Annotated in this window: 25 protein-coding genes; 8 read left to right on the plus strand and 17 right to left on the minus strand. The window is 64.0% G+C overall.

The window, feature by feature from the left end:
- Positions 1 to 71: 71 nt before the first annotated feature.
- On the minus strand, positions 72 to 647 hold the full coding sequence (gene purN, locus M3B90_RS06785; RefSeq protein WP_259889268.1) for a phosphoribosylglycinamide formyltransferase: 576 nt from the start codon (positions 645 to 647) through the stop codon (positions 72 to 74).
- Between the two features lie 74 nt (positions 648 to 721).
- On the opposite strand from purN, the gene M3B90_RS06790 reads away from it, so the two are divergent.
- A complete protein-coding gene (locus M3B90_RS06790) occupies positions 722 to 1,138 on the plus strand; it encodes a hypothetical protein (protein ID WP_259889269.1) in 417 nt (138 codons plus the stop codon).
- On the opposite strand, the gene M3B90_RS06795 is transcribed toward M3B90_RS06790, so the two are convergent.
- Positions 1,135 to 2,625 carry a DUF6350 family protein gene (locus tag M3B90_RS06795; protein ID WP_259889271.1) on the minus strand — a complete coding sequence of 497 codons (1,491 nt, stop codon included), beginning with the start codon at positions 2,623 to 2,625 and terminating at the stop codon, positions 1,135 to 1,137. The genes M3B90_RS06790 and M3B90_RS06795 overlap by 4 nt on opposite strands.
- Positions 2,626 to 2,700: 75 nt before the next feature.
- On the opposite strand from M3B90_RS06795, the gene M3B90_RS06800 reads away from it, so the two are divergent.
- Positions 2,701 to 4,023, plus strand: coding sequence for an isochorismate synthase MenF (locus M3B90_RS06800; protein WP_259889272.1), 1,323 nt, complete (start codon positions 2,701 to 2,703; stop codon positions 4,021 to 4,023).
- Here M3B90_RS06800 and M3B90_RS06805 read toward each other — a convergent pair.
- The 4 genes from M3B90_RS06805 to M3B90_RS06820 form a co-directional block, all read right to left on the minus strand.
- A complete protein-coding gene (locus tag M3B90_RS06805) occupies positions 4,004 to 5,128 on the minus strand; it encodes a S1C family serine protease (protein WP_259889273.1) in 1,125 nt (374 codons plus the stop codon). The genes M3B90_RS06800 and M3B90_RS06805 overlap by 20 nt on opposite strands.
- Positions 5,129 to 5,137: 9 nt before the next feature.
- Complete coding sequence (menD, locus tag M3B90_RS06810) at positions 5,138 to 6,802, minus strand: 2-succinyl-5-enolpyruvyl-6-hydroxy-3-cyclohexene-1-carboxylic-acid synthase (RefSeq protein ID WP_259889274.1); 1,665 nt, start codon at positions 6,800 to 6,802, stop codon at positions 5,138 to 5,140.
- 9 nt (positions 6,803 to 6,811) lie between these two features.
- Positions 6,812 to 7,798 carry an o-succinylbenzoate synthase gene (locus M3B90_RS06815; protein WP_259889276.1) on the minus strand — a complete coding sequence of 329 codons (987 nt, stop codon included), beginning with the start codon at positions 7,796 to 7,798 and terminating at the stop codon, positions 6,812 to 6,814.
- 103 nt (positions 7,799 to 7,901) lie between these two features.
- Positions 7,902 to 10,364: a phosphoketolase gene (locus M3B90_RS06820; RefSeq protein ID WP_259889277.1), complete on the minus strand. Its 2,463-nt coding sequence runs from the start codon at positions 10,362 to 10,364 to the stop codon at positions 7,902 to 7,904.
- A 181-nt stretch (positions 10,365 to 10,545) separates the two neighbouring features.
- Between M3B90_RS06820 and M3B90_RS06825 the strand changes: the two genes are divergently transcribed.
- From M3B90_RS06825 to M3B90_RS06835, 3 genes are read left to right on the plus strand one after another with little or no spacing between them, the layout of a single operon-like run.
- Positions 10,546 to 11,526, plus strand: a complete 981-nt coding sequence (locus tag M3B90_RS06825) for a 1,4-dihydroxy-2-naphthoyl-CoA synthase (RefSeq protein ID WP_259889279.1) — start codon at positions 10,546 to 10,548, stop codon at positions 11,524 to 11,526.
- Positions 11,527 to 11,583: 57 nt separating this feature from the next.
- Complete coding sequence (locus M3B90_RS06830; protein ID WP_259889281.1) at positions 11,584 to 13,113, plus strand: AMP-binding protein; 1,530 nt, start codon at positions 11,584 to 11,586, stop codon at positions 13,111 to 13,113.
- On the plus strand, positions 13,114 to 14,013 hold the full coding sequence (locus M3B90_RS06835; RefSeq protein ID WP_259889282.1) for a 1,4-dihydroxy-2-naphthoate polyprenyltransferase: 900 nt from the start codon (positions 13,114 to 13,116) through the stop codon (positions 14,011 to 14,013). It abuts the gene before it with no gap.
- Between the two features lie 31 nt (positions 14,014 to 14,044).
- Here M3B90_RS06835 and M3B90_RS06840 read toward each other — a convergent pair whose 3' ends face one another.
- Positions 14,045 to 14,329 (minus strand): DUF4229 domain-containing protein, encoded by a 285-nt coding sequence (locus M3B90_RS06840; protein WP_259889283.1) that lies wholly within the window; start codon positions 14,327 to 14,329, stop codon positions 14,045 to 14,047.
- Between the two features lie 37 nt (positions 14,330 to 14,366).
- Here M3B90_RS06840 and M3B90_RS06845 point away from each other — a divergent pair, with 37 nt between their 5' ends.
- Positions 14,367 to 14,897 carry a PLD nuclease N-terminal domain-containing protein gene (locus M3B90_RS06845; protein WP_259889284.1) on the plus strand — a complete coding sequence of 177 codons (531 nt, stop codon included), beginning with the start codon at positions 14,367 to 14,369 and terminating at the stop codon, positions 14,895 to 14,897.
- On the opposite strand, the gene M3B90_RS06850 is transcribed toward M3B90_RS06845, so the two are convergent.
- From M3B90_RS06850 to M3B90_RS06890, 9 genes are all read right to left on the minus strand, one after another.
- Positions 14,894 to 16,129: a galactokinase family protein gene (locus tag M3B90_RS06850; RefSeq protein WP_259889285.1), complete on the minus strand. Its 1,236-nt coding sequence runs from the start codon at positions 16,127 to 16,129 to the stop codon at positions 14,894 to 14,896. The genes M3B90_RS06845 and M3B90_RS06850 overlap by 4 nt on opposite strands.
- Positions 16,126 to 16,920 carry a nucleotidyltransferase family protein gene (locus M3B90_RS06855; protein WP_259889286.1) on the minus strand — a complete coding sequence of 265 codons (795 nt, stop codon included), beginning with the start codon at positions 16,918 to 16,920 and terminating at the stop codon, positions 16,126 to 16,128. The genes M3B90_RS06850 and M3B90_RS06855 overlap by 4 nt, the downstream gene beginning before the upstream one ends.
- A 43-nt stretch (positions 16,921 to 16,963) precedes the next feature.
- The gene (locus M3B90_RS06860; RefSeq protein WP_259889287.1) at positions 16,964 to 17,782 is read right to left on the minus strand and encodes a fructosamine kinase family protein; all 819 of its coding nucleotides are present in this window, start codon (positions 17,780 to 17,782) and stop codon (positions 16,964 to 16,966) included.
- Positions 17,783 to 17,785: 3 nt separating this feature from the next.
- The gene (ccsB, locus tag M3B90_RS06865; RefSeq protein WP_259889289.1) at positions 17,786 to 18,829 is read right to left on the minus strand and encodes a c-type cytochrome biogenesis protein CcsB; all 1,044 of its coding nucleotides are present in this window, start codon (positions 18,827 to 18,829) and stop codon (positions 17,786 to 17,788) included.
- 10 nt (positions 18,830 to 18,839) lie between these two features.
- The gene (locus tag M3B90_RS06870) at positions 18,840 to 20,480 is read right to left on the minus strand and encodes a cytochrome c biogenesis protein ResB (RefSeq protein ID WP_259889290.1); all 1,641 of its coding nucleotides are present in this window, start codon (positions 20,478 to 20,480) and stop codon (positions 18,840 to 18,842) included.
- A gap of 32 nt (positions 20,481 to 20,512) precedes the next feature.
- On the minus strand, positions 20,513 to 21,262 hold the full coding sequence (locus M3B90_RS06875) for a cytochrome c biogenesis CcdA family protein (protein WP_259889308.1): 750 nt from the start codon (positions 21,260 to 21,262) through the stop codon (positions 20,513 to 20,515).
- 5 nt (positions 21,263 to 21,267) lie between these two features.
- Positions 21,268 to 21,846: a TlpA disulfide reductase family protein gene (locus M3B90_RS06880; protein ID WP_259889291.1), complete on the minus strand. Its 579-nt coding sequence runs from the start codon at positions 21,844 to 21,846 to the stop codon at positions 21,268 to 21,270.
- Positions 21,843 to 22,490: a histidine phosphatase family protein gene (locus M3B90_RS06885; protein ID WP_259889293.1), complete on the minus strand. Its 648-nt coding sequence runs from the start codon at positions 22,488 to 22,490 to the stop codon at positions 21,843 to 21,845. Before M3B90_RS06885 ends, M3B90_RS06880 begins: the two co-directional genes overlap by 4 nt.
- A 63-nt stretch (positions 22,491 to 22,553) precedes the next feature.
- The gene (locus tag M3B90_RS06890) at positions 22,554 to 23,060 is read right to left on the minus strand and encodes a MarR family winged helix-turn-helix transcriptional regulator (protein WP_259889294.1); all 507 of its coding nucleotides are present in this window, start codon (positions 23,058 to 23,060) and stop codon (positions 22,554 to 22,556) included.
- A 226-nt stretch (positions 23,061 to 23,286) separates the two neighbouring features.
- Between M3B90_RS06890 and M3B90_RS06895 the strand changes: the two genes are divergently transcribed.
- The gene (locus tag M3B90_RS06895; RefSeq protein WP_259889295.1) at positions 23,287 to 23,829 is read left to right on the plus strand and encodes a YceI family protein; all 543 of its coding nucleotides are present in this window, start codon (positions 23,287 to 23,289) and stop codon (positions 23,827 to 23,829) included.
- Positions 23,830 to 23,853: 24 nt separating this feature from the next.
- Positions 23,854 to 24,189: a glutaredoxin family protein gene (locus tag M3B90_RS06900; RefSeq protein WP_259889296.1), complete on the plus strand. Its 336-nt coding sequence runs from the start codon at positions 23,854 to 23,856 to the stop codon at positions 24,187 to 24,189.
- Between the two features lie 537 nt (positions 24,190 to 24,726).
- On the opposite strand, the gene M3B90_RS06905 is transcribed toward M3B90_RS06900, so the two are convergent.
- Positions 24,727 to 24,825 (minus strand): 30S ribosomal protein bS22, encoded by a 99-nt coding sequence (locus M3B90_RS06905; RefSeq protein ID WP_005504750.1) that lies wholly within the window; start codon positions 24,823 to 24,825, stop codon positions 24,727 to 24,729.
- Positions 24,826 to 24,875 lie beyond the last annotated feature (50 nt).

Here is a 24,875-nt window from a genome sequence, read left to right on the forward strand (position 1 = left end):
GATCGTGGGGTAGACCCCTTAAACCTATCGCGTTCAGGTGAACTCGATGTGACGAGGAGCAGGCCGGTGGGCTATTCGTTGCGGGAACGGCGCGCAATCACATCGACGAGCATCTCGCGCTCAATGACCTTGATTCGCTCGTGGAGATCCTCTTCGCTTTCCCCCGGCAGCACGGTGAGGGCGCGCTGATCGATAATCGAGCCCGTGTCCACGCCCTCGTCGATCTCGATCACGGTCGCCCCCGTGACTTTCACGCCGTAGCTCAGGGCATCACGCACACCGTGGGCTCCGGGAAATGCCGGAAGAAGCGCGGGATGAGTATTGATAATTCGACCTCCGAAAGCCTCGAGCATGGGGTGACCGAGTAACCGCATGAAGCCCGCGAGCACCACGAGGTCGGGTTGGTATCGAGCCGTGCAGGTCGCCAGTGCCCGATCCCAATCTGCGCGCGAAGGAAAATCAGCAAGGGGAATGACGTGCGCGGGGATCCCCCACTCCCGTGCAAAGGCGAGCCCGGGGGCGTCGACGTCGGAGACCACCGCCGCGACCCGCACCCCCGCGAGCGCGCCCGTGTCGATAGCCTCGAGGATCGCGCGGAGATTACTCCCCGTTCCGGAGATGAACACGACGCACGTAAATTCGTTCATGGTCCCACAGTAGCGGGCATCAAGCACGCCGATTGCTCAAGGCCGTTCGGTGCGCATGCGGCACAATGGAGTCCGTGACTTTCGAACCGAACCCCCGTCAAGACCAGCCCACTTTCTCGCCCGAGCGCCAGAAGGCATTTAGCCGCACCCTGCTGTTTGCCGCGCTGTGCATGATCGTCGCGTGGGGAGCAACGCTCCTCCCCTTGCCGTTCAGCCTTGTCGCGGGCATCGCCGGCGTGGGCGCGCTCGTGTTCCTTGTGAGGCTCATGATGATCGCGTGGCCTACACCAGCTCGGCGCTCGGCGAGTGTCACGGCGGCGTTTGGCATCCCCGCCTCGATCATCGTGATCGGTCTTACGCTTCTTTCGCTCGTGTTCTATGGGCCGATGTTCGCCTACCAGGAATGCCTCGATTCGGCACTCACTGACGAGGCAGTATCCTCGTGCGGCAATGACCTGCCTGGCGCGATCCTCGAGTGGTTGCCGTTCTAGTCTGATTCGCGCACGGGCGCGGCTTCCTTCTCACGCTCACGTTCGCCGCTACGCGAATGCGCGCTATCTTCATCCGGATCCGAAACGTCGGCAGGGTCTTCGGGATCGTCATCCTTCTCGATCTCGGATTCCTCGATAGCCGCAGCATCGCCTTCCTCACACTCGACCTCCTCTCCGCCGTCATCGCTCGCAGCGACCTTCGCCTCCGCGTCTTCCACGCGGGCACGAAGCGCCGCTGTTCGGTCGAGAACGCGAGAGCGGCCCGCCCGGAGCTTCGCAAACACCCACGCGTCGAGACCCGTTTGACTCCACCCCGCGATGAGAGCCGCGGGCACGAGAACCAGGAGCGCCACGGGAAGAATGAGGGACGGCAGCTGCGGGCCCACGTGCGCGAGCTGCGCCGTGCCGATGCTCCCGCTCGCGAGCATAAAGCCGAGCATGAGCACGATGAGTGCCCCGATGGCGTAAGTCAACCACGAGGCGACCTTGCCTCGCCCGTCGAAGTCACGCGTGCGGAAGGCGAGGAAAATCGCGGCTCCTATCGAGGCAAGTGCCGGGATCGCGATAAGCGCCCACACCCACGGCGAAAAATGCCCTGGTTCGGGCAGAGCACCAAGAATCGGAAACGCGGGAAGCACCCCCGTGAGCGAGCCTTCGAAGGAAATATGCGTGTTCGAACCCACCGTGACCGATCCCGCGCACACGAAAGCAGCCGCCCATACGACCATGGTCGGGAAGAATACAAGACCCGCGAGAACAAGCACTATAGTTCCGAAGAGGTCGGGTTCAAGCGCGCGATGAAGAGCGAAGATGGCATCGTGGCGAACCACCATCCATACCGTGAGAGCCACGGCTGCGCCGCCGAACACCCCGAGTACAAGAACTCCGATCGCACGCAGCGCCGCTGCATACTGATCGGGTACAAGCGCGAGCAAGCCAACTCGAGGCGCATCCTCACTCGAACGCCGTACGAGCGAAGCCATGAGACCCGCGGCACCGGCGATCACCGATAGTACGAGGGCGCTTACCCCCGCACTCACCGTCACGGGTTGCACGCCGGGCGTACGGGCAAGAAGCGAAGCAACCGTCGCCATGAGGGCATAGGAAATACCGAAACCCCCAAGAATGAGGCCGAGTGCTGTCAACGCCCCTCGCTTGAGGGCTCCCGACGGTTCTGTGAGAGTCATCGAACGCCCCGTGCGCAGCATCGCCGCGCCGCACACGAGCGCAAACAGGAAGGTCAGCCCGAGCGGCGGGAGCACTGCGGTTCCATCGATCCCGACCCGCTCAAACGACATCGCGCCACCATGACCAAGCACCACGAGGCAAAGCGAGACGATCACGGCATCAAGAGTGCTTGCTTGCGTGAGCGTATTGAAACCATGAGCAACGAGCACGGGCACCGCAACGATCGCGACGTTGATCGTGAACGCGATTGCGGCGGCCGTGACCCCAAGGAAGATCGGGGTGGCATCGTTTCGCTTCACAGCACACTCTCCGCGGCAAGGGCAACCGAGGCGGGAGCGAGGTCAAAGCTGGCGGTGCGCAATAATGTGGACATCATGCCCATCTTATTCACGAGCACTCACCACCCCGCGGAAAACCACCCCCGTGTTCTTGTGCGATCGATCCGGCTCGATACTCCCCTCTCGATCACCGATCACATTCCAGAAGCACCTAGCGCGCTGTGGCTTCACGAATCGGGCGGGCTTATCGGCATCGGTGCAGCCGCGCGGATCGAGGCCACGGGTGCCGGTCGCTTCGACGACCTTGCGCACGCCTTTCGCGCCGTGAGTGAGAGTGCCGAAGTCGAGGATTATGCGGATCTTCGAGGCAGCGGCCTCGTCGCGTTCACCTCGTTCTCCTACTCCCCCAATTCTTCCCGGCCCTCGCGCCTCGTGATCCCCCGCTACCTCCTTGGATCCGTGGAGGGCTGCGCCTTTCTCACGAGCGTGCGCACCGAAGCCGAACCTGGCGTCGGAAATCTCCTCACCAAACCCGAGGAGATCCTCGAACTCTTCGCGCCGAACAGCATTCCGACGGTTGCCCCGCGCGCGATGCAGCCCGCGCACTCCGGCGAGACCTACAGGGACCTCGTCAAAGACGCCGTCCAGGACATTGACGACGGCGTCGCCGAGAAGATCGTGCTTTCCGAACGATTTGAGATCGACCTCGGCGCACTCGAAGCAAAACGGCTCGTACCGGCACTCGCGGCGCAACTGCACCGCCGCTATCCAACGGCGTGGACATTCGCGCTCGACGACATCGTGGGAGCCTCACCGGAAATGCTTGTGCGCACCGAGGGATCGCACGTGTTTTCTCGCGTGCTCGCGGGCTCGCGACCGGTGAGCGGGGATGACGAGCTGAGCGTCGAAGACCGCCACGCGTTCCTTCACGATCCCAAAGAACGTTCGGAGCATGAATTTGCGGAGCGTTCTGTGCGCGAACCTCTCGAAGAGCTCGGCGTGCACCTGTCACCGCCCGGACCGCCCTTCGTCCTTCACCTGCCGGGGATAGAACACCTCGCGACCGACATTCGCGGGATCACGCCCGAAGGCCTCGGGATTCTCGAGATCGCGGGAGCACTGCACCCTTCCGCAGCGGTCTCGGGAACGCCACTCGCAGCCGCCAACGAAGTGATTGCTCGCCTCGAGGGAGTCGATCGCGCGGGATATGCCTCCCCCGTGGGGTGGATCGGTGCAGATGGCGATGGCGAGCTCGCCATCGCGCTACGCATGGCTCACGTTCACGGCAATACGCTCACCATCCAGGCAGGCGGTGGGCTCGTGAGCGACTCAGATCCCCTCACCGAGCACGCCGAGGCACTCGCGAAAACCCGCCCGATCGCCCGGGCCCTCAGCGCCCTTAGTTCCCCTGAAGAGTGACGTCGACCGCCTGCTCTTTGCCGCCGCGATACACGGTAAACGTGTGAGTACTTCCCACCTCGAGGCTGCGCACATAAGCCGTGAGGGCGGATGACGAGCCAATCTGCACGTCGTCTACCTTCGTCACGAGATCGTCATTGCCGATGCCAGCTTTGGCCGCGGAGCTATCCGGCGTCACCTCCACAACGTGCGCGCCCTTGATTGTGGCTGAGCCCGTGTCGGTCTCCCCGTCCTTAATACGCACGCCAAGGAAAGCGTGCTGCGCTTTTCCATTTTCCGCGAGCTGACCGGCGATGAGCTTGACCGTGTTTGCGGGGATTGCAAAACCGAGTCCAATGCTCCCTGCTCCGTCACTCTTGGACGCGTTCGAGGCGATAGACGAGTTAATCCCGATAACCTCACCCGCGCGGTTCACGAGCGGTCCGCCGGAGTTGCCGGGATTAACCGAGGCGTCGGTCTGGATCGCCGAGGTGTAAGACGCCGTCGACGGATCCTGATTCTCGCTGCGTTCAGGGCGTGTCACAACGGGGCGGTTGAGTGCTGAGACGATGCCGGTCGTCGCGGTGTTCGCGAGGCCTAGCGGTGTACCGACCGCCATGACATCCTGGCCGACCGTGAGTTTCGAGGAATCCGCAAATATTGCCGGTTTGAGATCCTTCGGAGGATTCGTGAGGCGCACGAGTGCGATATCGGTGCTCTCGTCGGAGCCGATGAGCTTCGCATCGAAGGTTCGGCCATCCGCGGTAGTCACGTCGATAAGAATGGCGCCAGCGACAACGTGGGCGTTCGTGACGATCGTTCCCTTGTCGTCGTACACGATTCCCGTGCCCTCTGATCCACCGTTGCCGGTATCGACGCGAATAGAGACTGCGCTCGGCGAAATCACGCGCGCGGTATCGACCCACGAGTCCTCGACAACGTCGCCGCCGTGGCCAACGTTCTCGGCCGGGTTCGAGGAATGCGGGTTGCTTGTGGAGGCTTCGCCCGGTGCTCCCCACAACAGGAGGCCGAGGCCGGACGCGGCGCCGATCGTAAAGACCGACGAAATACACATGCCGACGATGACGAGGGTGGCGGTCGCGAGCCACGAGGGTGATTTCTTCATAGGCGTGATCTAAGCCCCGCTTCCTGAAAGATCGCTTCCGATTTCCACAAAAAATACCCGGCGGCGCGCATTTTGTGAGGGGGAAGACAGCCGCTCTGAGAGTTTGCCGGGAGAGCATCGCTCCACCTGAACGCCGAGACCCTCGATCGCTGCGGCGAGATCAATCCCGTGGGGGGTCGTGAAGAATCGTTCGAGAACCGGGCGAGGTGCCTCTCTATGCTCCAGACCCGAGAAGATGCGCCCACCGTTGTCGTCCACGATCACGATGTCGAGATTGGGCTCACGTTCGCTAGGGCCAATGAGAAACCCCGTGAGGTCGTGGATCGCGCTCACGTCGCCAAGGAGCACGCGCGTGCGTGCGCGGCCTGCGAGGGCGATTCCGGTCGCCATGGAGACGGTGCCGTCGATCCCGGCGAGCCCGCGGTTCGCATGCACACGGGCATGACTCTCGCCCGCGTGCCGTTCGAGGTCGCGAATGAGCGCGCTCGCACCGAGCACGAGGGGCGATCGATCCCTCGCGCAGGACTCCCACGCCGCGAGCGCTGCCTCGGCCTGCGGGGAGAGATCCGCACGGCTTTGCGCCTCGAGGTCGGATCCACGTTGCTTCCACTCCTCGAGGAATCCAGGCTTCTCTTCCGTGAGGGTCGAGTTTTCCACATCGATGAGGGGGACGATGCGCGCGGCATTGCGAGGCGCATCGGGCCATTCGAGGCGATCGCTTTCGAGCGTGATCTCGATGTCGCTCGCGCCGAGCAGCTGCCGGAGGACGGGCCGCGAGAGCGTCGCGTGCCCAAATACGATCGCCGCGTCGGGGCGAAGGGCGTGACCCGGCTTTCCCATGACCTGCGCGATGCCCTCCGGGTAGCACGGCACGAGGGTGTCTGCATTCTCGCGGGCATTGCTGCTGGGCTCGGCGAAGAGTGGGAGGCGAAGGCGCGCCGCGAGCGTGGCAGCCCGGTGACCGGATTCGTATCCGTCGCCAGCAACGATGACGGTGCGCGCGGGGAGCGCGGTGAGAGGCGTGCCCGTGCGGGGCTCGGGAACGGCGTGCTCGGCGATGCGGAGTGTGCTCGCGGCTCCCCTCTCGGGCGGATGGGTAGCCGCGAGCGGGTCGCGGAAGCCTAAGTTGAGGTGTACCGGGCCGGGTGCGTGCAGCGCAGCGCTCGCGGCGCGCGCCGCGGTGTCGGCTGCGAGGCGCAGCTCGGTCTCGCTCGCTTCATTCGCTCCCGGCGCCGGAAGATCAGCGCTCATCGCTGCGAACGGCGCGTAGAGCTCCGCTTGGTACGTCGTTTGGTTCGCCCCGGTTCCGCGCAACTCGACCGGGCGATCTGCGGTGAGGAGCACGAGCGGGATCCCGCTGTGGTGGGCCTCCATCGCGGCGGCGAGCAGATGCGCGGTTGCGGTCCCACTCGTGGTGCCGACGGCCGCCAGCTCACCCGCGCGACTCAGGCCAAGCGCCGTGAACGCCGCGGCGCGCTCGTCGTGGCGCACGTGTACCTCGAAGACTCCCTTGCCACTCTCGACGAGAGCGCTCGCCGCATAGGCGAGGGGCGCCGAACGCGAGCCGGGTGCGAGCACGAGGTGGCGAAGCCCGCATGCGATGAAGGATTCAAGCAGCGCATGCGCGGATTCGAGCGCTCCCGAGCCAGTGCGGGGCGGGGCGGAAATATGCATGCGCCAAGCCTACCGGGGCCGGTAGCCTCGCGCTTCGAGAACCTCGGCAGCCTCGGCGATCCGCGCGTGCCACCAGCGCGTACGCTCGGCGGGGGCGCGATGCTGCTCGATCAGCTCCTCGGACGCCTCAACACGCCCCGCGGGAAGAGCGCCGTTCTCACTCACGAGGGGCGAAGTCGCGACATCTCCTTCGAGAAGTCGAGCGGTGCCGAGTCCGCACGCATGCGAGAGCTCCGGCAGTGCCGCCGCGAACGCGAGGCCCGCGCTAAGCCCCACCGACGTTTCGAGCGCACTCGAGACGACGACGGGAAGGCCCGCCTGTTCCGCGAGCGCGAGGGCTCGGCGCACTCCACCGAGTGGTTGCGCCTTCATCACGAGGATGTCGGCGGCTTTGGCACGCGCAACCGCAAGAGGATCTTCGGCTTTGCGCACCGATTCATCCGCGGCAATTTTCACGTGCACCTCGCGGCGCACGTCGGCGAGCTCGCGCACGCTCACGCACGGCTGCTCGACATACTCGAGGCCCCCTGCCGAGCGGTCGAGCTCCCGAATCTTCTCGATCGCCTCGCGCACGCCCCACGCCGCATTGGCATCGACGCGAATGTGCGCCTCATCGCCGAGGGCCTCCCGCACGGCGGCAACGCGTGCCAGATCATCGCCGTGGGCGGAGGAGGCGTCGGAAACCTTCACCTTCGCGGTGGTGGAGCCAAACGACCGGGCGAGCGCGTACGCCCGTTCGGGGCTTACGACCGGAATGGTCGCGTTGATGGGGATGCGGGTGCGCGCGAATGTGGGGAAGGGAAGTGTGGCCTGCTCGAGTGCGGCGGAGAGCCACGCTGCCGCTTCCTCGGGGCCATACTCGAGAAATGGCGAGAATTCGCCCCAGCCCGCGGGGCCGAGAAGGAGGGCGGCCTCGCGCACGTCGATGCCGCGAAATCGCGTGCGCATGGGGATGCGGACGACCTCGATCCGCTCAATCAGCTCCGTGAATTCCATAGACGTTGTGGGGGTAATTCTCGAAATTGCATAAAGGTTGTGGGGGTAATGCACGCTGCAAAACCCCCACAGACCCTATGCAATCGACGGGAGAGACGTGGGGCTACTCGTTGTCGCCACCTGTCACGTTCACGGCCTCGCTCGCGATCGCCGCGTCGTGCTGGGAGTCATCCCACACCCAGTTCGCGACCTCGGGAATGTCCGCGCCATGCGTGAACGCGTACTGGCGGGCGCGAATGCGCTCGTCCGCCATGCGCTGACGCAGGCCCGCGTAACGCGTGCCGAGCGAATCGACGTGGTCGATCACGTCCATCACAAGGTGGAAGCGGTCGATGTCGTTACGCATGAGCATGTCGAACGGCGTGGTCGTCGTGCCCTCTTCCTTGTAGCCGCGCACGTGAATACGCGCGTTCGGATCGTGGCGGTAGGCAAGGCGGTGGATGAGCCACGGGTAGCCGTGGTAGGCGAACACCACGGGGATGTCCTTGCCGAACAGGCCGTCGAAGTCCTTCTCGGAGAGGCCGTGCGGGTGCTCGCGCTCGTGCTGGAGGCGCATGAGGTCCACGACGTTCACGACGCGTACGCGCAGATCCGGGATCTCCTCGCGGAGGATCTTCGCGGCCGCAAGGGTCTCGATTGTCGGGATATCACCGGCACAGCCGAGCACGACGTCGACGCCTTCGCCGTCGACCTCCGTCCCGGCCCACTCCCAAATGCCGATGCCGCGCGTGCAGTGCACGATCGCCTCGTCCATCGTGAGCCAGTTCGGGTTCGGCTGCTTACCAGCCACAACCACGTTGATGTACTGGCGCGAGCGCAAACAGTGGTCGTAGGTGGAAAGGAGCGTATTCGCGTCCGGCGGAAGGTATACGCGCACAACTTCGCTCTTCTTGTTCACCACGTGATCGATGAATCCCGGATCCTGGTGGCTGAAGCCGTTGTGGTCCTGGCGCCACACGTGCGAGGAGAGCAGATAATTGAGCGAGGCGATGGGCCTGCGCCACTCAATCTCGTTCGTCACCTTGAGCCACTTGGCGTGCTGGTTCACCATCGAATCGACGATGTGGATGAACGCTTCGTAGCTCGAGAACAGGCCGTGGCGGCCGGTCAAGAGGTACCCCTCGAGCCAGCCCTGCATCTGGTGCTCGGAAAGCATCTCCATGACGCGGCCCTCGTTCGCGAGGTTTTCATTCGCGTCGTGCTCTTCGAACTCACCGTTCCACTGCTTACCCGAGACCTCGTAGATCGCCTGGAGGCGGTTCGACGCGGTCTCATCGGGGCCAAACACGCGGAAGCTGTGCATGTTGTTCTTCACGACGTCGCGAAGCCACGTGCCGAGCACGCGGGTCGCCTCGGCGTTGCTACCGCCGTGGTTCGGAACGTCCACCCCGTACTCGCGGAAGTCGGGAAGCACGAGGTCGTGAAGCACCTCGCCGCCATTCGTGATGGGATTCGCGCTCATGCGCTTCTCACCCGCGGGCGCAGCCTCGACGATCTCGTCGATGAACGCGCCTTCCTCGTTCACGAGCTCGTCGATCTTGTACGACTCAAGCCATTCGCGCAGATCGTTCAGGTGCTCGTCGGTGTCGCGCGCGCTCGCGAGCGGCACCTGGTGGCTGCGCCACGAACCCTCGGTCTTCTTGCCGTCGATCTCCTTCGGGCCGGTCCAGCCCTTCGGGGTGCGGAACACGATCATCGGCCACATGGGGCGCTCGATGTCACCCTCGGCGGCACGCTTCTTGATGTCGGCGATCATGTCGAGCACCTCGTCAAGGAGGGCCGCGAAACGCTTGTGCGTTTCTTCGATCGGCTCATCGTCGAAGCCGCCCTCAAAGAAGAACGGGGTGTGGCCGTACCCCACCATGAGGGAGCGCAGTTCGTCATCGCTGATGCGCGCGAGAACGGTGGGGTTCGCGATCTTGTACCCGTTGAGGTGGAGGATCGGCAGAACAACGCCGTCGTTCTTGGGGTTGATGAATTTGTTGGAGTGCCAGCTCGTGGCGAGCGGGCCGGTCTCGGCCTCACCATCCCCCACAACGGTGAAGGCGATCTGGTCGGGATTGTCGAGCACAGCACCGTAGGCGTGCGAGAGGGCGTAGCCGAGCTCGCCACCCTCGTGGATCGACCCGGGGGTTTCCGGCGCGACGTGCGAGGGAATGCCACCCGGGAAGGAGAACTGCGTGAAGAGCTTCTTGAGGCCGCGCTCATCCTTCGTGATGGCCGGGTAGGTCTCGGTGTACGTGCCTTCGAGGTAGCTCGCGGCGACGAGGCCCGGGCCGCCGTGGCCGGGACCCGTTACGTAGAACGCGTTGAGGCCGCGCTGCTTGATCGCGCGGTTCGCGTGCGCGTAGAGGAACGTGAGGCCCGGGGTCGTTCCCCAGTGGCCGAGAAGGCGAGGCTTCACGTCGTCGCGCGAAAGAGGTTCGCGCAGAAGCGGGTTGTTCATGAGGTAGATCTGGCCTACCGAAAGATAGTTCGCGGCGCGCCACCACGAGTTAATTTGATGGGCCTCTTCGGCGGTGAGTGGATGGGACGGCTCGTTGGGCCATTCGTGTGCGGAGCTCATGTCTCTCCCCTGCCCTTTTTCGGGACTTGCACTAGTGGTGTGGCAAGGAGCGGAGCGGCAGGGCCGCTCATGCGCCAATGCCGATTACGGAATGTAGTCTACGCCTCATTTTTGTGTACCTCCTCGGTACTTTCGGCCCCGGGAAGGCGCACTTTCACCACGAGCCTTTAAACTTGTGGGCATGACTTGCGCTCCCCTGCCTGCCTCCGTGTCCGCGACCTTTGACCCGCAACGTTGGCGGGATATCGACGAGGCAGAACTCGGCTCGGCACCGTTTACGGACATCACCTATCACCGAGCCGTCGAACGCACGCGCGGCGAATCCGGCGAGGAACAGTGTCGAGACCTCAACGCCGTGCGCATCGCTTTCGATCGCCCCGAAGTGCGCAACGCTTTTCGCCCGCATACCGTCGACGAGCTTTACCGCGCGCTCGATCATGCGCGCCTCGACCCGAGCGTGGGCGTCATCATCCTCACGGGTAACGGGCCCGCCCCGAAGGATGGCGTGTGGGCGTTTTGCTCGGGCGGGGATCAGCGGATTCGCTCGCGCAGCGGGTACCGGTATGCCGACGGCGACACTGCGGAGTCGATCCGCCCCGAGAACGCGGGTCGCCTCCACATCCTCGAGGTCCAGCGCCTTATTCGCACGATGGGCAAGGTTGTTATCTCCGCGGTCAACGGCTGGGCTGCCGGCGGCGGCCATTCCCTTCACGTCGTCGCGGACCTCTCGATTGCGAGCCGCGAGCACGCGCGCTTCAAGCAAACGGATGCGAACGTCGGCAGCTTCGACGGCGGCTACGGAAGCGCGTACCTCGCGAAGCAGGTCGGCCAAAAGCGCGCGCGGGAGATCTTCTTCCTCGCCGAGGAGTACTCAGCGCAGGACGCTTATGACTGGGGCGCCGTCAACCGCGTCGTGCCGCATGACGAGCTCGAAAACGAAGCACTGCGCATGGCCCGCGTGATCGGCTCGAAGTCCCCGCAAGCGATCCGCATGCTCAAGTTTGCGTTCAATCTCGCTGACGACGGCCTCATGGGACAGCAAGTGTTTGCAGGAGAGGCGACGCGCCTCGCCTACATGACCGATGAAGCGGTCGAGGGGCGCGATGCGTTCCTCGAAAAGCGCGATCCCGATTGGTCGGCGTTCCCTCACCCGCAGGGTTAAGGTCCGACGGTCGCCCTGCAAACGTCGGAACACAACTTTCCCCAGAAAGGAGCACGCGTGAACACCCCAAGCGCGCCATCGCACGAGTCGTTGCCGTGGCTGTCCCCCGGACCCTTCGATGGGACCGTGGCGTCGCAAGCGGAATACGCGTGCGCGATCGGTAAGGCCCTCGCCGGCAATGCACGCGTGTGGCTCGGCACGCACGAGCGTCCAAAACTCATTGGCCCGCTCGACTGCGGCACGCCTCGCGAGAATGCGTGTGCCGGTTGCACGTGTGCGCGTTCGAATGCGGGCGTACGCGAGCCCGACCCAAACGACGTCGCGCTCGTCGTTCCCACCTCGGGTTCGACGGGCACGCCGAAGTCGGTCGCACATTCGGTCAAGACTCTCAAGGCCTCGATCCACTCGACCGCGTACGAGCTTGGCTCCCACGGTGCGTGGATGCTGTTTCTTCCTCCTACACACATCGCGGGCGTGCAGGTGATAGCGCGCGCGAGCGTGGCAGGCACCCTTCTTGGACTCGACGAGCAGGACGGCCTGCCGGGTGCCCTCGCCCCACTCGTGGATCTTTCGGGACATTTCGACGCGAGCGTGTTCGTGGGCGCGTTTGAGCGCTGGGACGCACGCGTGCGCAGCGATCATGCGCTTTCCGATCTGCCGCTTTTCACGTCATTTGTCCCCACTCAGCTCGAGCGGATTGTGAGCGCCGCCGAGGACGGGGACGAGGCTGTGGGCCGCGCACTCGCGCGTTTCGAGGCGATCCTCGTGGGAGGCGCCGCGACTCCGCCCGCGCTCCTCGATCGTGCACGCTCGCTCGGTGCACGGATCGTCACGACCTACGGCTCGAGCGAGACCGCGGGCGGCTGCGTGTACAACGCCCTTCCGCTTCAGGGGGTAGAGCTCAAGGTCAACGACGACGACCAGCTCATGATCACGGGCCCCTCGATCGCGCTCGGATACATCTATGAGACCGGGGCGTTCACGAATGTCGACGGCAATGATGCCGACACGCGCCGCCGTTTTTTCTCCACCCCCGAACTCGCGACCACGCGCGTGCTACTCACGAGTGACCTCGCGCGCCTCACACGCGACGAAGCAACGGGCCTCACCCGCCTCACGGTGCTTGGCCGAGCCGACGACGTCATCATCTCCGGCGGCCGCAAGATCGTGCCGCAAGCTCTCGAGCGCGCGCTCGAGGGCACGGGGGAGTTCCGCGAGGTTCTCGTTGTGCCCGTTGAGTCGAAAGAGTGGGGCGAAAAAGCCGTTGCACTGACAGTTCCGAAACTCGAGGGCGCGCTCCCCACGCAGACGTGGACTGCGGACCTCCACACCCAGCTCACGATTGCGACCGCACTCGCCGACGCGGGCTTTGCACGCCACGAGATGCCCCGCGCAATCCTCACTACGGGCCCCCTCCCCCGCCTCGCGAGCGGCAAGGTGGACCGCAAGGCCGCATCGGAGCTCGCGCACGAGGCGCTCCTCAACATCGAGGCCTTCGACTACGCAAAAAGCCTCGGCACGCGATTTTCGGAAGGCGGCCATCACGAGCTCGAGTTCGGCGGGCCCGGCGAAGAGGAGACCGAGTAGATGGCAAGCGCAGCACAGTGGATCGAGGGCGCACGCCCCCGCACGCTTCCCGCGGCGATCGCCCCAGTTGCGGCGGGAACGGGACTCGCGCTCATGCACGCCGGCTACCAGGAAGGCGTCACACTCCCCCGGGCTCTGCTCGCGCTTGTACTCGCGCTCGCCCTGCAAGTGGGCGTCAATTACGCGAATGACTATTCCGACGGTATCCGCGGAACCGACGACGACCGCGTCGGCCCGTTCCGTCTCACCGGCTCGGGAGCAGCGAGGCCCATCGCCGTTAAGCGTGCGGCGTTTGCATCGTTTGGCGTAGGCGGCCTCGCGGGCCTCGTTCTCGTGATCCTCGCGGGCGCCTGGTGGATGCTTCTCGTGGGCATCGTGTGCATCCTTGCCGCGTGGTTCTATACGGGCGGAAAGCACCCTTACGGGTACTTGGGGCTCGGCGAGGTCATGGTGTTCGTGTTCTTTGGTCTTGTTGCCGTCATGGGCACAAGCTACCTGCTCTCGGGACACACTGGGCTCGATGACTTTCTCGTCGCGAGTGCCGTCGGGCTATGGGCATGCGCGGTCATGCTGACAAACAATCTCCGCGACATTCCCTCCGATCGCGTTTCGGGCAAGCGCACAATCGCGGTTCGGCTTGGCGACGGGGCCACGCGCGTGGTTTATGCCGCGATGATTCTCGTGCCGTTCCTCTTGCTCATTCCGGTGGTTCCGCACGCGCCGATCGTCGCGCTCACGTTCCTCGCGTTGCCGCTCGCGATGGTGCCCGTGAGGCGCGTCATCGAGCAGCGCGCCGCGGGGCGCGATCTCATTCCCGTTCTTGCGGCGACGGGCAAGCTCGAGCTTGTTGCCTCGCTTCTTATGCTCACAGGCTTCGCGCTGAGCACCGCGCTTCTCTAGGGCGAGGTGCGCCCCTTATTTTGCTGGTGCCCTACTCGCCTCGGTCGAGGAGGGAATCCTCCTCCTCGGCATCGAGCTCCGCATCGGTTTTCGTGCCACGTCTTTTCTCTCGGCGCTCCTCGACCGAGTGCTCGAGGTTTGTGGCAACCCCCTGGCGGAGCCTGCCGAGCGCAAGAATCGAGATGAGCATCGCGATCACGGCCGCGAGGATGCCCGTGAAGAACCAGTGCACACCGGGCATGAGGAAATACAGGAGCGCCCACGTCCCTCCGAAGAGGGCGAGCCGGATGATCGAGTAAAGCACGTAGTTTCGCATTGTCTCCATTATCCCCCGTCATGAAAGAATGACGGGTATGCCTCGCTTGATCCTGGTCCTCGCCTACGTAGCCCTCACGGTGTATGCCATCGCTGATGTCACGAATACACCCGAGTCACGCTCGAAGGGGCTGCCGAAACTCGGGTGGATCTTCGTGATCGTGTTCGTGCCCTTCCTCGGGGCGTTTTTGTGGCTCCTCCTCGGCAAGGGCAACATTTCCGGGCCGCGCTCGCCTCGCAAATCTCGCGCGCGCGGGCCCCAGCGCCCGCTCGCCCCGGACGACGATCCCGCGTTCCTCGCAAAGCTCGAGCAGGAGAACCGCGCGCGCCGTCGCGAGCAGATTCAAGAGGAGATGCGTCGCAAAAAGCGCGAGGCCGCGGAGGGTGGAAGCTCCGCGGGCGAATCGAGGCCGCGCCCGGCCACGCCGCGTCCTCCCGCACCGAAAGACGACTCCTCCATCACACCAGGGAAGGGCCCACGCGACTACACCGTTCGCGACTATGAACGCCCCGAAGACAAGCGCACGGGCGATCTCGAGGGTCCGGACGACGACGGCGCACGCCGCTAAAATTCAATTTGCTTTGCAGGCTCCCCGGGATCGGAAACGATCGTGACCGCGGAACGATGAGGGTATTTCACCTCGTAATCATGCTCCCACTGCTGCGCAAAAGTCGCGGCATCAGCATGCGACACGAGCGCCCACACGCTTCCACCGAAGCCTGCGCCGAAGGCAGAAGCCGCACGCGCCCCGAGTGCTCGAGCTGAGCGAGCAAGGTCGATGGTTTCGGGTACCTGGTTACCGAGCTTGCGTTCGGCGAGGTCTTGCGAACGCCCAACGATTGCCGAAAACGCGTCAAAGTCTCCGCGAGCGAGGGCCGCGGCAGCTTCGGGCACAAGAACTTCGGATTCCTCAATGAACTGCTCGAGTCTCGCGCTCGCATACCCGTCGGGCGTCACACGCCTGAGCGCATCGAGCTCACGCGAAAAACGGTCCACGGGCTGCGCAGGGTCAGCAATCCCGGTGAGGTCACGCACGACGCGGTGAAGCGAAGAGTCCTCGCGACCCGTGCGCTCGTTCCACGCCTCGAGCACAGCCCCGAGTGCGGCGGGCCCGCGATTGTAGGCCTCGCGCGCGGCGCCCGTCTTTTCCGCGAGCACCCCGCTCACGGCGACCACGAACGTGAGGTCCTCAGGAAGTGACGCGGTGCCGAGAACCGTCGGAGGATCAAAAACCACGTGGCTAAGCGAACCGGGCTCGGTTGCGAGCATGCCCGTGTGATCGAGCGAGCCGCCCGAGGTCCCCACGCCGGCGAGTCCCGCAAAGTTCTTGAACCGCTTGCCGTTCTCGATCGAGGCGGCATATCCGGCGAGGTCAACGCGGTCCTTGATACCTTGCTTCCATTCCTCGCGCGAGGGGAGGTCGTTGAGGTCGGCAAGAGTGAGCGCGACTGCGGTGAGCACCGCGGAAGAGCTACTCATACCCGAGGCAGGCGGCAGATCGGAATCGATAGTGAGTTCGGCCGGGGCGAGAGGGCCGAAATTCGTCGTGAGCCGGTCGAGAACGGTCTGGACGTAGCGCGCCCAGTGTCCTTTCGACAGGCGAGGGTCCTGCAGCGGCACGAGGTCGGCTCGTTCACCGCCCAGGGAAGTGCGAATCGAGAAGGGCGAGGAGGCGTCGGACTTGTTTCGCCCGCGCACGCTCACGGACCGCTCCACCGCCGACACAAGCACCTGCCCGCCCGCGTAATCGGTGTGTTTGCCGAGCACCTCGATGCGGCCCGGGACGCGCCAACCCTTCACAGACGCACGCTCACGTGCGCGAGGCGCCTCTCGACATCGGCAATATCGTCGCGGCGAGAAAGATCGAGAACGCCACCTGAAACGGGCACGACCTGGACATCCGCAAGCGCAAGAACAGCGTCGACGATCTCGTACTCGCCGCGTGCTGAGGGCACTATCGCCCGGCACGCCTCGAACACGGCCTTCTCGAATGCGAAAAGATTCATCGATACGGGTGCGTTCTCGCCGTATTTAGCACGTTCAGCTTCCGACGGTTTCTCAATCATGCCGGTCAGGTGGCGTTCGGAGTGCCGGATGAGCGCGAATGCGGCGATCCTCTCGGCGGGGATGTTGCTGTTCTCCACGAGCGACATGCGCTCAAAGCCCGCGATCGCATTGCCCGTGACTCGCGTCATCGCCTCGAGAGCCTCGTGCGGGTAGAGGTTATCGCCGTTGAGCATGAGGAACGGCTCCTCCCCCACGGCCTTTTCGGCACTCGCGAGGGCATTCGCCGTGCCGAGCGCCTCCTGTTGGACCGCGAAGTCGATCCGCATCCGCTTGGGAGCACGTGTGCGCGCATGCTCTCGGAACGCTTCGTGCTCGGGCGCCACGACGATGATCGCCCTCGTGATCCCCACATCGGCGAGGGAGCTGAGCGAGTAGTCGATGAGGCGATGCTCGCCGATCGGCATGAGGGCTTTGTAACCGAGGCTCGCGGCGGCGGCCTGTTCGGCGCTCAAACTCGCGGTTTCACCTTCGGCGCGCATGCGTGTGCCGAGGCCACGCGCGAGAATCACGGCGGTGTTGATCACGGGTCTCTCCGAACGATGGGGCATGCACAAGCGCTTCCCAATTCTAGACGTAGCGCCTCGCGATCTCGAGCGCCTCGCGGGCGTAGCCTCCGCCGAAGAGCGCGGCGTGCAAAAGCACGAGGTGCAAAGAGTGAAGGGGGACCAGATCGCGCCAACCATGCGAGAAAGAGTGCGCAGATGCGTAGCCTTCGATGATGCGCGCGAGGTGCGGCGCGCCGAAAAGAGTAAGGGCCGCGAGGTCATCGAGTCGATGCCCCGAATACGCCGTGGGGTCGATCAGCACGGCGCCCTTGGCGTCAAAAAGCACGTTGCCGGCCCACAGGTCGCCGTGCACGCGTGCGGGCGGCTCGTCATCGTCGAACACCCCATCGCGAAGCCGCGCCACGAGCCGCCCGAAAAGCGCGCGGTCGTCCGCGTCGAAGAGGTCTCCCGACGCACGCACGAGAGGAGCGACGCGAAGCTCACCAAACATCGGGCCCCACGACGTGTACTCCCCCTCGTGTGCAAGCGGGAGAGCGAGCTGCTCGCCCGCGGGCCCCTGAAGGCCATCGCCCTCGAACGCCTTTCCCGAGGCATCGATCGGGCCGAGCCCGAAGCTCATTCGCCCGTCGTCAGTGTCGCGTCCCGTTCCAGCTCCGTGCGTCAGGGCAAGCGCCGCGCCAAACTCGCGCGCCATCTTCGCACTCGGTGCGACCTGAGAAATCTGCTCGATGCACAGCTGGGAAGCGTCGGACCCCACGATCCCGACCACCCGGGCCCCGCCGCCCGCGGCCGCCGAGGCGAGCCACTCGAGGCCCGCGCGCTCCCACTGGACGGCGCGCGCCGTGCCAGCTTTGCGAAAAACTCCCGGATTGCGCTCCATTGTTTAGAGTCCCGAGTAGGAGTGGAGGCTGTTGATGACGGTGTTCACGATCGTGTAGTTGAAGATCACGCATACGAAACCCGCGATGCAAAAATACGCAGCGGGCTTCCCGCGAAAGCCCACCGTCGCACGCGCGTGGAGGTAGGCGGCGTAGACGACCCAAATGATGAACGTCCACGTTTCCTTCGGGTCCCAATTCCAGTAGCGGCCCCACGCGTAGTTCGCCCAGATTGCCCCGAAGATGAGCGTGAAGGTCCACATCACGAAGCCCACGGCAGTCGTTTGGAAGGCGATTTGCTCGAGGCGTTTCGAGGAAGGAAGGCGCTCAAGAACCCGATCGAGGAGCGCGAAACGAGGCTGCTCCCCCGCCTCAACGCGGCTCTCGCGTGCGTGTTGGAAGAGCTGAAGCACCGCGACCACCGCCGAGATCGAAAAGAGAGCCATCGAAAGAACCGCAACAATCACGTGGACCACGAGCCACGGAGAATTCTGGAGGCTGGGCGTGAGGTGCGCAGCTGGCAGGTACCACGACGTGTACGCGATGACCATGATGAACAGCACCGGCGTGAGCACGAAGAGGCCAAGCCTTCTCATGTCCCGCACGCGAGAAGCGAGCAACAGGAACACCGCCATGATGACCGCAGCGCCCGTCATCGAAAATTCGTACATGTTGCCCCACGGGACGCGCTGAGTCGCAACGCCGCGCGCCACGACTCCGAGAAGCTGGAAGCCCGTCGCGAGCGCAGCGGCACCGAGCGCGAAGGAAAGCGGATTCATGCCGTTCGTACCCGCGGGCTCCGTGGTCTCACCTGCAGGGCCGGAACGCTCGGGCTGTGCGGAGGGTGCTGGGCCGTGAAGTTCAGGGCTCGCCGCGGCGCCGACGGTTACCAGCTCACGCTCGTGCACTTTCTTTTCTAGGCGCGCATCCGAATGCACACGCACCGCTCTCGCAATGTCGATGGCGAAGGCGACGAAGGCCATCATGTACACGACCATCGCGAGCAAAATGAAAAAGTCCGATGCTGCGGCGAGCTGCTGGAGATTCACTTTTCAGTCCTCATTCTCGTGAGTCGGTGGAGGCTGACGTAGGCGCGAGGCGATCGGCGAGGCGGGTCACGTCGTTTGCGAGGGCGAAATCCTCACTTCGCGCGAGACCCGCGACCTCAATTTCGCAGCCTTCGCGAGCGGGGGTTGCACGCACCCACACGCGGCGGCGCGGGATAAAGAGCGAAAGCATGAGACCGGCGGCCGCGACAAGCGCCATGACAAGCGTAAAGCCCTGCCAGGGGTCGTGTTTCACGTCAAAGGCAGCATAGCGCTTGATGTCGCGAAACTCGATACTCGAGCCGTCTGGAAGATCGAACTTCTCGCCAGGCGCAAGGGTCATGAGCAGGGGTTTTCCATTCTCGCCCACGATCTGCTCGAGCTTCGAAACATCGATCTGATAAGCATTTGTGGGCACGCCCTCGTCGAGGCCCAAGTCGCCCGTGTGTGCCGTGAGGAAGAGCTTCGGATCTACGAGGCCCGCGTAGCTCGAGTGCGGCCCGCGCTCGTCTATCACTGCGGTTGGCGCAAAAATTCCCACGAGAGCCATTTGCTTCGGGGAGGCGTCGGGCATCTTGAGCACGAGCTGGCCCGTGTAGTTCTTGTCGTTCGCAACAGTGCGCACGGGGCCATCGGCCACCACGTGCCCCTCCGGGTCGCGAACGGTGATGATGGGCGCGTATCCGTTGCCGAGGAGGAATGCGGTTGCGCCATCGACTTCGAGCGGCTCGTTCACACGCACGCGCTGCTTGTAGGTCTCGCGCCCGGGCGCATCGACGGTGAGGTCCGCTTCAAACTTCGTCGGCAGACCAAAGGCCTTCGGATTGGAGGAGTCTGTAGAGAACTCGGCCCGGAACTGCTCGAGCGTAAAGCGGAACGGCGGCAGGTCGTCGGGATTGAACCACGCGCCCGGTTCAAAAGAGTCGTAGCTCGTGAGGGAGTTCGCGAATCCTTCTCCTTCGACGACCGTGATCTGGCCGCGATACGACGTCAGGTAGCCGAGCCCGACACCGAGAAGCACGCCAAGAAGCGCGAGGTGGAACGCGAGGTTGCCGGCCTCGCGCAAATACCCGCGTTCGGCGCTCACGCTCAGCACACCCGATCCTTCTTCGAGTGTGCGGACCCGGTACCCCGACTTTTTGAGACGTTTCGCGGCGAGGGACTGAATCTGATTCGGGGTCGAACCCACAAGGCTTCTCGTCGTGTACCCCGTAAAGCGCTTAAGCCGGCGAGGCGTGCGGGGTGGTTTCGCAACAACCTGACGCGCGTACGTTGCACACCGCGGGAGCACACAGCCCACAAGGGAAATGAATAGGAGGAGGTAAATTGCACTAAACCACGGCGACGTGAACACATCGAAGAAGCCGGCCCAGTCCAGGAGCTCGCCCCCCCATCCGTTTTCAGCCAGGAACTGGTCCGTTTTTCCGGGGTTCACGGAACGCTGCGGAAGAAGCGAGCCGGGAACGGCGGCCACCGCGAGCAAAAGCAAAAGCACAAGTGCGGTGTTCATGCTCGTGAGTTGGCGCCACAAGAAGCGGAGAGTGCCTCGCACGCCGAGGCGCGGAAGGGTGGGAGCGGGCGCGGGCTCTTTGGTGTGTTCGGGCGACTGCTCGGGTGCGTGCTCCGGGGTTTCCGACGCTTGCTGGTCGTTCATCGCGGCTTCTCCTTTCTCGCGTTCCGGGCGTGTCATATGACCGTCGTGAACGAGCCGGTCCACGTGGCCAGTTGCGCCATCCACGCGCCCCACTGGCCCGTGAGAAGCAGCGTGCCAATGATGATGAGGATCGCCCCGCCGAAAACGGTGATCGATCGACGATGCTTTTTGAGCCACGCCGACCACGTGAGCGCGCGGTCAAAAAGAAGGGCGAAGGCGAGGAATGGCAAACCGAGGCCGAGCGAGTACGCGAGAGCGAGGAGCGCTCCACGTGTAGCACTCCCTCCGTCAAGGGCGAGGGTGCTCACTGCCGCGAAGGTGGGGCCGATGCACGGGGTCCAGCCAAAACCAAAGATGATCCCCATGAGCGGAGCTCCCCACAGCCCAGCGTCGGGGCGTTTCTTCACGCGCACTTCTCCACTCAGACGTGGGAAGAGGCCAATAAAGAGGAGCCCCATGAGGATCACAACGATGCCCGCGACGCGGTTGATCCACGTCGCATGCGCGCCGAGCGTGTACCCGATCGCACCAACGAAGCCGCCCATGACCATGAAGATCACGGTGAAACCGAGAACGAACAGGAAGGCCCCGAGGGCGAGGCGCCCCGTGCGGTTGTGCGATTCTTCCCGCTGCCCGGCGATGCCCGAAACATAGGCGAGGTAGCCGGGTACGACTGGAAACACGCAGGGCGAAAGAAAGGCGACGATGCCCGCGAGCGCACTCACGGCCGCGGCAAGGAGGAGCGAGCCATCGAGAACCGTGCTCGCAAACACGTGCTGGATTTCAGTCATTCGGCAAGGACCCGATCGATCATCGCGCTCAGAATCGAGGGGTCGGCGAGACCCGAGATCCGCGCGGCGACCCTGCCTTGCTTATCGAACACAAGGGTCGAGGGAACGGCGTTCGGGGAAACCTGCCCGCGAAGCGCGTAAAGGATGCTGCCGTCACGATCGGGGATCGACGGGTAGGGAATCGAAAACTTCTTCTCGAAAGCCTGGGCAGGGCCCGCTTCGTCACGCACGTTGATGCCGATGAACTCGACGCCTTTGTCGGCGTAGGTCTCATGGAGTTTCACGAGATCGGGAGCTTCTTTTCGGCACGGAGCGCACGAGGCATACCACACGTTGAGCACGACTGGAGCGCCGCGTTTCTCGCTCAGCATGAAGGTGTCGCCACCAAATGTCTCGCCCGTGAAATCGTAGGCGTCGCCGCGTTTGTCGAGCGCGATCTCGGTACTGACGCCCGAGCCTTCGACATAGCCGGTGTCGTAGCGGTCGGAGGTGTCGGTGCTCGCGCACCCGGCGAGGCCGATGATGGCAAGTGGAAGGGAGAGCGCCGCGCGGCGCGTGAAGGGTGCGGGTTTCATGTGAGCTTCCCGCCCGTCGCATCCACGGCGCCCTCATAGAGCGCGGCGGCGGGTTCGGAGTATTCAACGTGGTCGAGGTGCTCCCCGCTGAACACGAGAGAGGTCACTGAAGCGAGGCGGCATTCGCGCTTTCGAGGATCGTGCAGCAGGGGTTTGTGCTCGGCTGCGCGGCGCGTGAGCCAAATGGGGAGCTGATGCAACACGAGGGCGACTTCGTGCCCCTCAGCAGTATGGCGAGCATCGCGTACCGACGCCATGACGCGCTCGACCTGATCGCGATACCGCTCGCCCCAACTCGGGCGGAACGGGTTCACGAAATACTTCCAGTTCTTCGGATTTGTGAAACTCGCTTCGCCGTGACCGATTCGATGACCTTCGAAGTGGTTGAGGGCCTCCGTGAGACGCTCATCCGTCTCGACCACGAGCCCGTGGGGTTCGGCGATGGGCTTCGCCGTTTGCTGTGCGCGAAGAAGCGGGGAGGCGGCAACTTTGACGATGTCACGGCCCGCGAGAGCATCACCCGTGAGGCGCGCCATCTGCTCGCCGCGTTCAGAAAGCCGATATCCGGGCAAGCGCCCGTAGAGGATCTTTCCCGGGTTGTGCACCTCGCCGTGCCGCACCAGGTGAACGATCGTCTCAGTCATAAGCCCTCTCGGTGGTGGGAAGAGTGGTATCGAAGCCTTGGCGCTCCAGCCTATCGGCTCGCGTCACTCGCCGGTGGCAAACTCGATGCACTCGCGATCCTGTTCACTCACGAGCTTATCGAGGATGCGAGCGAGGGCCAGGAAATCCTCCCTGCCGAGCCGGTCCAGGAGGAATTCGCGCACGCTCACGACATGGTTCGGCGCCGCTTCCTCAAGAAGCTCACGACCCGCGGCGGTGAGAACGGCGACGCGCCCGCGACCGTCGGAAACCGAACGCTCACGCGCGACCAAACCGCGCTTTTCCATGCGCGCAACCGTGTGTGTGAGCCGCGAGCGCGAGTGCACGACCTGCTGCGCAAGCTCCGACATGCGCGCGCTTCCACTTTCACTTTCGCTGAGGCGCACGAGGATTTCATATTCGGCGAGCGAGAGGTCGATGTTCGGATCCTGCTCGAGGGTCTGGGAGAGGCGTTCCTTGAGGCGGGTGGTCGTGAAGAGATAGGTGCGCCACGCTTTTTGTTCCTCGAGGTCGAGCCAAGGAACCTCCTGCCTGCTGTTCTCGCTCGCCACCCTCGGCTCCTTTCACCCGGCACTCTCGGAAAATGCATGAAATCGCCTCCTATTATGCGCGTGTGGGGGCCTTGACGCACGAAAGGGTGTCCCCAACCTCACCCCGTGTGATGACGGACTGGTGGGGCTTTGAGCTTGACATGACCGACCGATTCGAATAGTTTAGTTTTCAACTTCCGGGCGGCAACCGTCGGACCGCCACCTCTACCACTCGAAGGAGAAACCCATGACCGCACTTCCCGAAGGGCTCACACAAGGCACGTGGACCCTCGACGCTTCCCACACCGCCGCCGCATTCACCGTGCGCCACGCAGGTATTTCGAAGACCCGCGGCCAGTTCGAGGAGGTCGCCGGCCAGATGATCGTTGGCGAGACACTCGAAGACACCCGCATCAGCGCCGAGATCCAGATCGATTCGCTCACGACCGGCAACAACGACCGCGACCAGCACCTCAAGAGCGCCGACTTCTTCGACGCCGAGCAGTTCACGGCCATGGTGTTCACGTCGACCTCGTTCGATGGCGAAACCCTCAAGGGCGACCTCACCATCAAGGACGTCACGAAGAGTGTTGAACTTGACGTGGAGTTTGAAGGCGCTGCAACCGACCCGTTCGGCACCTATCGCGCAGGTTTCTCGGGCACGACCGAGATTTCCCGCAAGGAGTTCGGGCTCACGTGGAACGCCGCGCTCGAAGCCGGCGGCGTACTCGTAGGCGACAAAGTGAAGATCATGATCGACGCCGAGTTCACCGCGCCCACCGCAGCCTGAGCGGCAATCTTCTAGGCTGGGGTCATGAACGACAACGCTCATGACCCCGGTCTTTCATCATCTTCGGGAGCCCGCATTGTGCTGCTCGAACGTCCTGGCTGCCATTTGTGCGAAGAGGCAGCGCTCATCGTGGAGCGCGTCGCGGCGGAAGCAGGCGAACGGGTCGAACGGGTCAACATCGAAGACGACGATGCACTCGCACGGCGCTGGTCTATCGAGATCCCCGTTGTTGCCGTCGACGGCGAAGTCGTTGCCGTGTACCGCGTTGAGGAGAAGAAGCTACAAGCGGCGCTCACGCGGGGACTGAGGCGCCCGCATCCCATCATTGGTGCGGCGGCGAGGATCTTGCGCCGCGGCTGAATTTGCGCGCCCACTACAGCACTCGCCTGCTCTCGACAGCCTGCTCCAGTACCTTTCACCGGTGGGCCGCCCTCAACCTTCCAGCTTCTCCTCCCAAAACCCTGCCCCAACAGTTTTTACCGGCAGGCCGCCCCCAGCCTCCCAGCTTTCCCCCCGGCAGAATCCGGCCCTACGGCTTTCATCAACAGCCCACCCCAGCTTCTCAGCTTCCCCCGCCATAACTCCGATATTCGCCCGCACCACTCTTCCTTTACATACGAAGGTGGTGAAAAACAGCGTTAGAGGCACGCATTTGAACGCCAGATAGCGGTTTTTCACCACTTTGCTGCTGCCGAGGAGGAAGCAAGGCAGGTGCCAGGGACAGGAAGAAAGGCGGCTACCTGAGGTGGAAAGCAAGGCGGCTATCTGAGGTAAGCAAGGCTGTTACCGGGGAAAGACAGCCAGTTAAGGAAGGGAGAAGCGCGGCCACAAAAAACCGCCGCCCTCCGAGAAGGAGAACGGCAGTTCTTTGACGCGTGCGGGCCAGCCCGCAGCGACTTACTTCTTGTTACGGCGCTGGTGGCGGGTCTTGCGGAGAAGCTTGCGGTGCTTCTTCTTCGACATGCGCTTGCGACGCTTCTTGATCACGGAACCCATGATTGCCTCTTTTCTTACAGTGCGTGGTGGCGGCGGCACCGCCCAGGTGT

The sequence above is a fragment of the Dermabacter sp. p3-SID358 genome, from assembly GCF_025147465.1.
Lineage (GTDB): Bacteria > Actinomycetota > Actinomycetes > Actinomycetales > Dermabacteraceae > Dermabacter.